Raw genomic sequence first — 11355 nt, 5'->3', positions numbered from 1 at the left:
AGCTATAGCTGCCGGTGCTGAAACCATAGGTAGAAAATAGATTGTACGATATATAGTTTTACCTTTTATCTTAGAATTAAGTAGTACTGCAATACCTAAAGAAAGAATAACACCGATAGGAACTGAAATTACAGTATATTTTAGTGTATTCAAAGTTGCTTGCCATACAGCAGGGTCTGAAAACATCTGTTTATAATTATCTAACCCGACCCACTGATTAAGACCAAAATCACTAGTTTTATTAAAACTTAAATAAATAGTTTGAATTAACGGCCATATATTTAATATAATAAGTCCTATTATTGTAGGTGCTATCATAAGATAAGCCCAATAATAATCATGTAAATCTTTCTTGCTAATTTTTACCTTTTTATCTAAACGTTTCGATGTGTTCTTTTGTTTAATCATCGCTTTCAAAACTTCCCCTCCTTATATAAAATCATAATTAAATTTAGTTAATTATGATGACAGTTAACTATAATCATTAACTGTCATCAATTAATTATTTTTCAGTGGCCAAAAGAGCATTCATTTGTTTATCAATTATACTGCAGCCTTGATCTACTGTAAGTTGACCAGTATATACCTTTGTCATTGTGTTATTTTGAATTTCATACCATTTAGCTTTAGTTGCTGAATTTGGGAATAAAACAGCATAGTTTAACATTTCTGGATATACTTTTAAGTTAAATTGTTTAGTATTGTCTATAAATGGTTGTGCAGTTCCTGCATATGCTGGAATTGCAGCACCTTTTTCTGATTGAATAGTATTAGCTGCTTTTGTTCCTAAGAAATTTTCGAATTTCAAAGCTTCTACTGAATGTTTAGTTTTTGCTGAAACAACATTTGCTAAACCATTAATTATGGTTGCCTTTGTTTTTCCATGAGGAATAACAGCTACATTACAATTTTTTGACACATAATCATTTGCCTTAAATTCACTAACCATCCATGATCCAAATAGTCCCATTGCAGCTTTACCTGATTCAAAATATGTCGCAAAGCTAGTATCTGCAAATTGTTGTTGCGTTGGAGAAACCTTATATTTTTGACTTAGATCAACATCCCACTGTATAGCTTCTTTTGTTGCTGCTAAACTAAAACCTGATTTTTTATTGTCAGGTGAAAGTATATATCCTTTATTTTGGTAAACATAGTTATAATAACCTTGTTGATCATCTGAAGGAGCAATACAACCGAACACTCCTTTTGAAGAATCAGTTAATTTTTTAGCAACTTCTAAATACTTATTCCAATCCCAAGTTCCATCTGGATAAGCGATCCCTTTTTTATCAAACATAGTCTTGTTGTACCATAATGCTATTGTATCGTAATCCTTAGGCATAGCATAAACTTTGTCTTTTAATGTATATAAACTTACAAGATCCTTAGGAAAATTACTCATTTTTACGTCTTTACTATTTTTTATAGTATCAGTTAAATCCATCAATACACCGCCAGCAGCATACTTTGTGAAATTATTTGAATGCATCCAGAATACATCTGGAAGTGTTCCACTCGTAGCACCTGCATCCATTTTTGTCCAATAACTATCCCAAGGTGTAACTTCCACTTTTACTGTTATATTTGGATTTAACTTGTGAAAAGAATCTGCGATAGCTTGCATACCCGGTTGTTGATTTTTATCCCAAATCGCATAAGTAAGAGTTACAGGTTTACCACTTGTATCAGTTGTAGTCTTAGAACTACCACAGCCCGCTAAAGTGGACATCATAACCATAGAAGTAAGTGCAACTGCGATAATCTTGTGTAAACTTTTTTTCATTTATTTATCCCCCTCGAATTATATATATATTGAAACCAAAAGGTTTCATTTATAAAAAGATTATTATTATAATCTCTTTAAAATTCAGCTAAAGTAAGCTTTGTACATTCTAACTTCGTACTAGCATAAATGGTATTTCGAGCATAATTAACCACACTTATTTTTTAAGTTTAATAAAAATAACTAATTATTATTAAACTTGTTAATCACTGAAAACATAACGATTAATTGTGTATCTTTCTGTTGATTGTATCTTTATTATGAACTCTAAACATTTTTAAGTAAATGATTACATGTCTTCAAAATATGTTATAATGTCCACAAGTAAACTAAAAGGATGTGATGCAATGGAAGTATGGTGTGTTGAAAGTGATAATTTTACTAACACCGATTTAAACTTTTATGATTGTGGAGAAGAAGTATGTTCGAGTGGATACTTTTTTGGACCTGTAGCTAGAAATCATTTTATTATACACTTTATACTTAGTGGAAAAGGTACTTTTAGATGTGGTAAAAAGTTATATGCTTTAGAAGCTGGAGATGCGTTTGTTATTTGTCCAGATCATATTGCCTATTATGAAGCAGATTTGGATGACCCTTGGCACTATCTTTGGGTTGGTTTTAACGGTGTAAAAGCACCAAAAATTATACACAGTGCAGGTCTTAGCTATGACAATCCAATATTTCATTATGATACTGACAATTTTTTTAAAGATGCGATACAAAAGATGGCCAGCTTCACTAAATTGTCTTTAGAAACTGACTTATCTAGATTATCTTATTTATATTTGTTTCTTTCTAAATTAATTGAAATAGCCCCAAAGTCAAATACAGTTAGTCTTTATGAGCCAAACATAGAACGATATGTAATAAGTGCCGTAGATTACATTGAAGTGAATTTTTATGGTAACATTAGTGTAAACAGTTTAGCCGACTACATTGGTATAAGTCGTAAATATTTATGTACTATTTTTAAAAACGCTTTGGGGCAAACACCTATTGAATACATTATAAAAACACGAATGGAAAACGCATGTCACTTTTTAACAAACCATGATTTATCCATAGCTGAAGTAGCTACTTCTGTAGGATACTCCGATCAATTTGTTTTTTCAAAACAATTTAAAAAAATCATAGGCCAGTGCCCTTCAGACTATAGAAGTAACCATCACTAAATATGTTATAATTAAAATCATCTCCTGGGTCGCTATTGCAGCGACCCAGGAGATGATTTAAACTCTATATACTTATACTACTGTTTAATCTCATTTTTTTTCTTATATTCTAAGCCATCAAGTGCTTTCTCCATTGCAACCCCTACATCCCCTACAACTTCATCACCAAATTCTTCCAATGTATGTTTAATCTCATCTCTCTTAATATTTATATCTTCATCACTATTATTAGGAATAGGAATATTCTTTTTCTCTTCTAAATGACTTCTATCCAATAATTTTTTAGCGACCCCTCCTATTGTAATTCCTATAATTGAGAAGACTGCAAGGCCTTTTACTAAATTAACCTTTTGATTTTTGGGGTTATATTTAATATTTTTTGATAATTTGCTTAAATAATTCATAATAAGCCTCCTAAATATAATTAATATTTTTTCAACATTTATTATATTGTTTCCCAATATTAAAAAAAAATTCTTTTTAAACTAAATGTCTTTGTTTAACTTAGTCTGAATAAATAAAGGATCATATACACAAACTACATAAAAATGAGGTGATATACTGGATAAAAAGTTAAGTCTAATAATGTTTAGTGGAGAATATGACAAAGCTTTAGCTGGATTAATACTGGCAAATTCAGCTAAGGAATTAGGAATGGAAGTCTCTATGTTTTTTGCTTTCTGGGGTCTACTTTTGTTAAGAGACCCTGATAAAATTATAAACGATGGTAAGTCTTCATTAGAGAAACTTATGGGTGCAATGACTCCAAAAGGTCCAGAAGAATTACCACTATCTAACATGAACTTCAGTGGTTTCGGAAAAAAAATGCTTGAGGCTATGATGAAAGAAGATGGCACACCAACTCTTTCAAAATTTTTAGAAGGTGCCTTAAAAAAAGGTGTTAAGTTCTATGGATGTAAACTATCAATGGAAGTTATGGGATTGAAAAAAGAAGAACTTATTCCTGAACTTGAAGTTATTGAAGCTAAAGATTATTTAAAAGATGCTCTTGAGTCAGATATACAATTATTTATATAAAAAAGTGCAGAATATTTCCGCACTTTTTTTATTTACAATTAACTATCATTATTTTCTTTCTATTATTATTTGTTATTATAATACACTTGTAGTTATAATACATTTTGTAGATATGATTTGTATAATTTTGTATATAATTATCATTATATAATAGAAAGAAGGTATATGATGCAATTCACTTCAATAAAATTTTTAATGTTTTTTCTGATTGTTTCTGTTTTATATTATGTAATCCCGCATAAACTTCGATGGGTTTGGCTGCTAATATGCAGTTATTTCTTTTATATGGTCTTAAATCCTAAATATGCAATATTAATAGCTACATCGACTATCATCACATATTTAAGTGGTTTACTAATTGAAAAAGCAAATAAGATAAGCAACGAAAAAAAATCTATTCAATTTAAGAAATTATGGGTTTTTGCAAGTTTTTCTAGCAATTTGGGTATCTTGTTTTTGTTCAAATATTATAATTTTTTCAATGAGAGTTTATCGCGTTTGTTACATGTATTTAGCATCTCAAATCATGCACCATCTTTTGAATATTTACTGCCACTTGGGATATCATTCTATACCCTTCAAGCCCTTAGCTATACTGTAGATGTTTATAGAAAAGATGTTCCCGCACAGAAAAACATAGGAAAATATGTTCTGTTTGTATCATTCTTCCCTCAAGTAGTTGCAGGTCCTATTGAAAAATCAAAAAATATGTTACATCAATTTGATGAGAAACATAATTTTAATTATGATAGAGTTAAAATAAAATTTCAAAAAAATCATTAACATTATTAGGGTTAAAAACTTTTACGGAAAATAGTGTTGGTTCTAATTACCTTGCGATTATTAATGGTAATAAAATACAAGCAGAAACACTTGGTAATGCTAAACTATCTAAGGAATTTTATTTAGATAAAGGTACTAATTTTAAAATCACCACCCAAAGTGTTGATAAAAAGATGCCAAGTGCAGTTTTAAATGGGGTTGAAAATCTAAATAAACACTCTGGATTAAATATTATAGTATATGATAAATCACTAAAAGAAATTATAGATACTATCTATTTAGATTCCACAAATGTGATTAAAAGATAACTAATGCATTCTGTACTTGTCATATAAATAAAAAGGAAAACCTAGTTTCTTAGGTTTTCCTTTTTTTTTGAAATAAGCGTATATTATTATATTATTTCTACCATACTTATATTAAAAACAAATATAAAATGGGGGTATTATGAGATTATATAAAAGACTTTTAATTGTTACACTTGTTATATTAATAGTATCTATAGGTATACTCTACCAGTATTCTGGTTTAGTTATACATAAAGAAAAAAATAGTACAACTATAATTAATACTGAAAAGTCACTTAAACCAACTAGTTTAAAAACTGTTTTTATACATAAATCTGTTGATTCTTTAGAAAATAAAAAAATACCAATCTTAATGTATCATTCTATTAGTTATGAAAAAGATAATATACTAAGGATACCTAAAGAAAAATTCAGAAATCAAATGAAATACCTCAAAGATAATAATTATACAACATTAACATTAGATGAGCTTTATAGGTATATGAAAACAGGTAAAGATTTACCTAGTAAACCCATAGTTATAACTTTTGATGATGGCTACAAAGACAACTATACTAATGCATATCCTATTTTAAAAGAATTCAATCTAAAAGCTACTATATTTGTAATTACTAATACTATTGATCATGAAAAAGATTATTTAACTTCCACCGAAATAAAATTAATGGATTCAAATAATATAAGAATAGAAAGTCATACCTCGTCTCATGAACACTTAGATCAAATATCTTATGTAGATAATGTAAATACTATGAAAACCTCAAAAATCAAATTAGAAAAAATATTAAATAAGAAAATAGATTACATAGCATATCCTTACGGAGGATACACACCTAACACTATAAAAGCTGCAAAACAATCAGGTTATAAATTAGCCTTTTCAACCGAATTTGGCTTAATTGATAAAAACGACAACATTTATTCATTAGGTAGAATTTTTGTTAATTCAAACTTTAGTCTTGAAGAATTCAAAGTAAAATTAACTTCCTAAATTGAATTAATTTTTTATTTATAATAAAGCCATTAAAATTGGTATAACTATAAGCGTACCTACCGTTGAAATTGCTATCATTAACGAGGCAAAATCATAATCAGAATTATAAGCCCTAGCAATTATAGCTGAATTTGCCATAACTGGCATAGCCGCCTGTATAACAAAAACTGACTCCATAAGATGTGGTATATGAAATATAGGTGCTATTAGGATTACAAGTATTGGAGATATTACAAATCTGCCGATTAATACCCACACTATATCTAAAGTGAATTTTACTGACTTTAAATCTACTAAATATATGGATGCGCCAATAAAAAACATGGATAATGGTGTTGTAATACTCCCTAAACTTTTGCTTGTATCCATAATAAATAAAGGCAATTTAATATTTAATAAAACTAGAAATATTCCAACCATAAAACCAATTAAAGGTGGCGATAATATTTTTTTTATAATTTTCATTGAAAAAAAGTTTAAAGTTCTCTTATTTCCATCTTTAGTTATTTCATATACACCAAAAGTCCAAAAAAATGTGGTATTTGCAATATAATAAAGTAGCACATAAGGCACACTTTTCTCTCCAAATAACGCCAAATTGACTGGAAGCCCCATAAATATAGTGTTTGAATTAAAGAACATAGATACAAATAGTCCACGTCTGTTATTTTTTACTTTTACAATTTTTGAAAACAACTTTGCAATAATAAAACAACAACCTATTGTTAGAAAAGGAACTATTAAACCTCTTGAGTCATCTATAAGCATCTTTTTCGTAAAATTACTCACAATTGTATTAAGCATCATCATTGGTAGTGAAATGTTTATAACAATAGTAGTTATCAAACTAATTGCCTTTTCATCAATTAATTTTTTATACGCTAAAAAATATCCTATTATAATCATTATCATTATACTTAATACACTTTGATCTGCTGCAAAAAACATGTAAACTCTCCCCCAAATTTATATTTACTTAATTGAGTCTACCATATTTGATAAATGCTTACAATAAATTCAGGTGCATTTTTTATATATTACCAATTGTTAATAAATTAACTTTAAGGTGCAAATAATTATTTAATACCTTTCCTATATTGCATTGGAGCGCAACCTTTTAAGTTTTTAAACACTCGATTAAAAGTTTTAATGCTATTAAAACCTGACTTATATGCAACTTCTGTAATGGAGTCACTTTCCTCCATAAGATGCCATTCTGCTTTAGTTATTCTAAAATTATTTAAATAATCAACAAATGTAACTCCCGTGTTTTCCTTGAAAAATCTTGTAAAATAATATAGACTGAATCCAGCAACCTTTGAAATTTGCTCTAAGTTAATATTTGTTTGATAGTATTTGTCTACATATTGAAACACCTTATCCAGCTTTTGAAGTTTTTCCATTTGACGACTTTCAGCTTCAGCTGAATACTCACATTTAGGCATATATCTAATTAATATACCAGCCAAATCGTAAAGTCTAGCTTTCATAATAAGCTTATAGCCTTCTTTTGCAGCAGTATTTTCATTAATAAGTTGCTGAATTTGTTTTTCCATGAGGCTATGAACTTCAGTACTGGGGGTAAGATGTTTAGAATGCGTAAACATTGGTCTTATAGTTCTAATATCCTTTGATCCTGAAAGAAATGCATCATAAATAGACATTCTAAACTGAATTACTGCCCTATTGCTGGTTTGCATTTCTTTTAAAAAGAAATGCACCTCACCAGGACCTATTATTAAAATATCTCTCCTGTTAAGGTGATATAAATCATTACCTATGCCTACTTTCACACTGCCTTCTACAATATAAATAATTTCAATATCTTCATGCCAATGATGAGGTGTGCTATCAAAGCCATCACTTAAAAATAATCTAAATGGAAAATCCGGTTCGAGTACTGTCTTTTCAAAACTACCCCGCATAATTTCCTCCTACGTTTATTAAACATTCCAAGCTTTCTATGCTTTAAGAATTTATTTATTACAACTAATTCTAACCCTTTTTCTACCAGATTCATATATTGCACATATCATTTTTTGAGTTTTTATTGCATCATCGCCTGTTATATCAGGTTGTAATCCAGCACTAATAGATGCGTAATAATTTTTTATCTGTTTTGTATGACTTGTTCCCCAATATCCCTTTGCTCCATTTCCATAATCAAAAGTATCATTTGGGTTATTATCTGCAATTAACTCTCTACCATCGTTGAATTTTATATCAGCTCTATCTCCCACCATATTAACCATACCTTTTTCACAATGAAACTCTATTTTTACAGGTGCATCATAAGTATAATAATTAATGGTATGAAACGCAGTTACTACTCCGTTTTTATACTTAATAACCCCTTCTGCAGAATCCTCAACCTGAATAATTTTATGAGATCTATTACTTATATTTGCATCTATATAATCAATGTCACTATCCACAAACCATCTCATAAGGTCCATGGTATGAATAGCTTGATCTATTATGACTCCACCACCTTCCATGTCCCATGTGCCTTTCCAATCACTATTACCATAGTATTCATCTGTTCGTTTCCATGTGACTTCAAGTTTTCCTCCTAGTATATCACCAAGTTCTCCTGATTCCAATGTCTCTTTTATAAGTCTCGAGCCAGGATTATATCTATTTTGAAATATAACTCCAAGTATAACATTATTGTCTTTAGCAGTTTTAACCATAGCTTCTGCATCTGAGAGTTTTATAGACATAGGTTTTTCAGTTAATATATGTTTCCCAAGTTTAGAAGCATATATTGCCACCTGTGCATGAAGGAAATGTGGAAGGCATATGTGCACTACATCAATATCTTTCTTTGAAAGCATTTCCTTATAGTCAATATAATAATTACAATTATATTGATCAGCTTTTTCCTTTGCTCTATCCTCTTTAATATCACAAACTGCAACGATTTCTGCATTTTCAACTTCTTTTATAGATTGAGCATGCATAGGAAATATATTTCCACATCCAATAATGGCTACTTTTAATATTTTCATATCAACATCTCCTAAATAATACTATATTAATTTTTCAAGATAATCTATTCCCAGTTGTAATCCTTCTTTAACCTTTTCTTCACTACCTTCATAAAGAGGGTCCTCATGTTCTATACTTACTACGCCGTCATATCCAATTTCTTTTAGTTCATTAATTAACTTTTCCCAATTAATGTCTCCTAGTCCAGGCATTCGGTATCTCCAATATCCAAAGTCTTCATTACAAACATTTAATTGTCTATCAAATACTCCATAAGTTTTTAATTTATCTTCAAACACTTCAGCATCCTTTGCATGCACATGAAATATTCTATTCTTAAATTCCTTTACTGGAGTCATATAATCAATTAACATTGCATGTAAATGAGAAGGGTCATAATTTAATCCAAAATTCTTATTTGGAACTCTCCTAAACATTTCTCTCCATAGTTCTGGAGTAAATGAAATAGTTCCTGGTACTCCCTTAACTTGCCATCCGTTCATTTGACAATTTTCAATTACTACTTTTATACCCTTATCTTCTGCATATTTAACCAAATCCTTAAATACCACCTCAAACTCATCAAAGTTTTCCTCTAACGATTTATCTATGTTTCTTCCAACAAATGTTCCAACAGATGAAACGTCTAGTAGCACAGCTGCATCAACACATTTCTTAAAATGATTATTTATGAATTTTCTTTTTTTCGGATCTCTATCTAAATTATTATCATAATAAGCAATTGAAGATATTGTAAGTCCATATTCTTTGAAATATAATTTTATTTTTTCCGCTTCACTCTTTGTGAAATTAGCTACATCTATCTCACTTCCTGAGTAATCACGGCTATTAGTCCTTGGCCAACAAGAAAGTTCTAAAGCTTTAAACCCATGCTCACTTGCCCACTTTGCTTTTTCCTTAAGTGGAATTCCACCAAGGCAACCTGTTAATAATCCTATATACATATTAAACACCTTCCTCAACTATTATTTATTAAAATAAACTGGCTCTCTTGTTTTTGATGACTCATATATTGCTTCTAAAATTTCTGTAACAATTAACGCTTGTTCAGGTTTTACTATTGGCTGTGTATCATTTAAAATACAATCAATCCATGATCTGGCTTCAACATCTGCTGGTTCTTCAGAAATTCCTTCGTTAAATGCAACTCCATTTGAGCCAAAATCGACCTTAGTTTCATATAATCCACCTAAATTTTCTCCATTTATTCTTAGGCCATCCTTCATATCAGCCCCACCCTCAGTTCCGCATAGACTTGTTTGGGCTTCTCCAACTTCTAAGCTATTTAATGCCCAACTCGATTCAACAATTATAGTAGCGCCATTCTCCATAGTAATGAACCCAAAAGCAGAATCTTCTACTGTAAATTTGCTTGGATCCCATGGCCCCCATGCATTAGCAGCATTTTCTTTTTTACTAAGTTTATGATATACATTTCCTACAACATACTTAGGCTTATAATTATCAAGCATCCAAAGAGTTAGATCTAAAGCATGAGTTCCAATGTCTATTAATGGTCCCCCACCTTGCTCAAATTCATTTAAAAATACTCCCCAAGTTGGAACCGCTCTTCTTCTAATAGCATGCGCCTTTGCAAAATAGATATCCCCAAGCCCTCCATTTTCACAAGTTGTTTTGAGATATCTAGAATCCGCTCTAAACCTATTTTGATAACCAATAGTAAGCTTTTTACCTGTTCTCTTTGCAGCCTCTAACATTTCTCTTGCTTCCTTAGAAGTCTTTGCCATTGGTTTTTCACACATAACATGTTTTCCAGCTTCCAACACATCAACTGTTATATAACTATGTGATCTATTTGGAGTACAAACATGAACAACATCGATAGTATCATCTTTTAGAAGCTCTTTATAATCGGTATAAACATTTGCTCCAACGCTTCCATATTCTTTTGCCGCCGATTCTGCTTTCTCGATTATGATATCGCAAAAGGCAACCATTTCTATTTCTGCTATCTTAGCTAAGCTTGGCATATGTTTCCCATTAGCTATGCCACCGCATCCTATTATTCCAACTCTTAATTTCTTATCCATACAATCTCACCCTTTCTCTTTAAAATATATTAAACTAGTTCCTAAAAGTTATATATCGTTTACATTTACTATTCTATAACATTTCATTTTTAATTGCTCCCCATGAATTGCTTAATACTTCTCATATATTGCTTTTGCAAATTTTAGTTTATAAAGAAAAGTAGAAAGTTACGGTCTTTTTATAATCTTTAGGCCATAACTTTCTTAA

The 11355-nt window shown here is 30.0% G+C and carries 13 protein-coding genes; 5 read left to right on the top strand and 8 right to left on the bottom strand.

Annotated elements, in window-relative coordinates:
- Together KPL44_RS14960 and KPL44_RS14955 are read right to left on the bottom strand one after the other, a co-directional pair.
- Positions 1-408: carbohydrate ABC transporter permease (locus KPL44_RS14960; protein ID WP_216251894.1), on the bottom strand; the 408-nt coding region annotated here is incomplete at its 3' end.
- Positions 409-502: 94 nt separating this feature from the next.
- On the bottom strand, positions 503-1786 hold the full coding sequence (locus tag KPL44_RS14955; protein ID WP_216251869.1) for an ABC transporter substrate-binding protein: 1284 nt from the start codon (positions 1784-1786) through the stop codon (positions 503-505).
- A gap of 347 nt (positions 1787-2133) precedes the next feature.
- Here KPL44_RS14955 and KPL44_RS14950 point away from each other — a divergent pair, with 347 nt between their 5' ends.
- Positions 2134-2961 carry an AraC family transcriptional regulator gene (locus KPL44_RS14950; protein ID WP_216251866.1) on the top strand — a complete coding sequence of 276 codons (828 nt, stop codon included), beginning with the start codon at positions 2134-2136 and terminating at the stop codon, positions 2959-2961.
- Between the two features lie 77 nt (positions 2962-3038).
- Here the strand turns inward: KPL44_RS14950 and KPL44_RS14945 are convergent, their stop codons facing one another.
- Positions 3039-3365, bottom strand: a complete 327-nt coding sequence (locus KPL44_RS14945) for a hypothetical protein (RefSeq protein WP_216251863.1) — start codon at positions 3363-3365, stop codon at positions 3039-3041.
- A 157-nt stretch (positions 3366-3522) separates the two neighbouring features.
- Between KPL44_RS14945 and KPL44_RS14940 the strand changes: the two genes are divergently transcribed.
- The 4 genes from KPL44_RS14940 to KPL44_RS14930 all read left to right on the top strand — a co-directional run bounded on the left by KPL44_RS14940 (position 3523) and on the right by KPL44_RS14930 (position 6081).
- Positions 3523-3999, top strand: coding sequence for a DsrE/DsrF/DrsH-like family protein (locus tag KPL44_RS14940; RefSeq protein WP_216251892.1), 477 nt, complete (start codon positions 3523-3525; stop codon positions 3997-3999).
- Between the two features lie 285 nt (positions 4000-4284).
- The gene (locus tag KPL44_RS14935; RefSeq protein WP_216251860.1) at positions 4285-4782 is read left to right on the top strand and encodes a hypothetical protein; all 498 of its coding nucleotides are present in this window, start codon (positions 4285-4287) and stop codon (positions 4780-4782) included.
- 173 nt (positions 4783-4955) lie between these two features.
- Complete coding sequence (locus KPL44_RS25810; protein WP_301182967.1) at positions 4956-5090, top strand: hypothetical protein; 135 nt, start codon at positions 4956-4958, stop codon at positions 5088-5090.
- Positions 5091-5229: 139 nt separating this feature from the next.
- Positions 5230-6081, top strand: a complete 852-nt coding sequence (locus KPL44_RS14930) for a polysaccharide deacetylase family protein (RefSeq protein ID WP_216251857.1) — start codon at positions 5230-5232, stop codon at positions 6079-6081.
- An 18-nt stretch (positions 6082-6099) separates the two neighbouring features.
- On the opposite strand, the gene KPL44_RS14925 is transcribed toward KPL44_RS14930, so the two are convergent.
- The 5 genes from KPL44_RS14925 to KPL44_RS14905 form a co-directional block, all read right to left on the bottom strand.
- A complete protein-coding gene (locus KPL44_RS14925; RefSeq protein ID WP_216251855.1) occupies positions 6100-7032 on the bottom strand; it encodes an AEC family transporter in 933 nt (310 codons plus the stop codon).
- A gap of 128 nt (positions 7033-7160) precedes the next feature.
- Positions 7161-8009, bottom strand: a complete 849-nt coding sequence (locus KPL44_RS14920; protein ID WP_216251852.1) for an AraC family transcriptional regulator — start codon at positions 8007-8009, stop codon at positions 7161-7163.
- A 51-nt stretch (positions 8010-8060) separates the two neighbouring features.
- Entirely contained in the window at positions 8061-9095 is a 1035-nt protein-coding gene (locus KPL44_RS14915; protein WP_216251849.1) for a Gfo/Idh/MocA family protein, read from the bottom strand.
- A 21-nt stretch (positions 9096-9116) separates the two neighbouring features.
- Positions 9117-10040 carry a sugar phosphate isomerase/epimerase family protein gene (locus tag KPL44_RS14910; protein WP_216251846.1) on the bottom strand — a complete coding sequence of 308 codons (924 nt, stop codon included), beginning with the start codon at positions 10038-10040 and terminating at the stop codon, positions 9117-9119.
- A 21-nt stretch (positions 10041-10061) separates the two neighbouring features.
- A complete protein-coding gene (locus KPL44_RS14905; protein ID WP_216251844.1) occupies positions 10062-11147 on the bottom strand; it encodes a Gfo/Idh/MocA family protein in 1086 nt (361 codons plus the stop codon).
- Positions 11148-11355: the final 208 nt, after the last annotated feature.

The sequence above is a fragment of the Clostridium sp. DSM 17811 genome, from assembly GCF_018861905.1.
Taxonomy (GTDB): domain Bacteria; phylum Bacillota; class Clostridia; order Clostridiales; family Clostridiaceae; genus Clostridium_AD; species Clostridium_AD frigoriphilum.
Note: the sequence above shows the minus strand (reverse complement) of the source record. Positions and strands in the feature narration are given on the sequence as shown.

Excerpts from the sequence above, each read along its gene's own strand:
- KPL44_RS14955 (WP_216251869.1), bottom strand. The coding sequence starts at position 1,786 with ATGAAAAAAAGTTTACACAAGATTATCGCAGTTGCACTTACTTCTATG.
- KPL44_RS14950 (WP_216251866.1), top strand. The coding sequence starts at position 2,134 with ATGGAAGTATGGTGTGTTGAAAGTGATAATTTTACTAACACCGATTTA.
- KPL44_RS14945 (WP_216251863.1), bottom strand. The coding sequence starts at position 3,365 with ATGAATTATTTAAGCAAATTATCAAAAAATATTAAATATAACCCCAAA.
- KPL44_RS14935 (WP_216251860.1), top strand. The coding sequence starts at position 4,285 with ATGGTCTTAAATCCTAAATATGCAATATTAATAGCTACATCGACTATC.
- KPL44_RS25810 (WP_301182967.1), top strand. The coding sequence starts at position 4,956 with ATGCCAAGTGCAGTTTTAAATGGGGTTGAAAATCTAAATAAACACTCT.
- KPL44_RS14930 (WP_216251857.1), top strand. The coding sequence starts at position 5,230 with ATGAGATTATATAAAAGACTTTTAATTGTTACACTTGTTATATTAATA.
- KPL44_RS14925 (WP_216251855.1), bottom strand. The coding sequence starts at position 7,032 with ATGTTTTTTGCAGCAGATCAAAGTGTATTAAGTATAATGATAATGATT.
- KPL44_RS14920 (WP_216251852.1), bottom strand. The coding sequence starts at position 8,009 with ATGCGGGGTAGTTTTGAAAAGACAGTACTCGAACCGGATTTTCCATTT.
- KPL44_RS14915 (WP_216251849.1), bottom strand. The coding sequence starts at position 9,095 with ATGAAAATATTAAAAGTAGCCATTATTGGATGTGGAAATATATTTCCT.
- KPL44_RS14910 (WP_216251846.1), bottom strand. The coding sequence starts at position 10,040 with ATGTATATAGGATTATTAACAGGTTGCCTTGGTGGAATTCCACTTAAG.
- KPL44_RS14905 (WP_216251844.1), bottom strand. The coding sequence starts at position 11,147 with ATGGATAAGAAATTAAGAGTTGGAATAATAGGATGCGGTGGCATAGCT.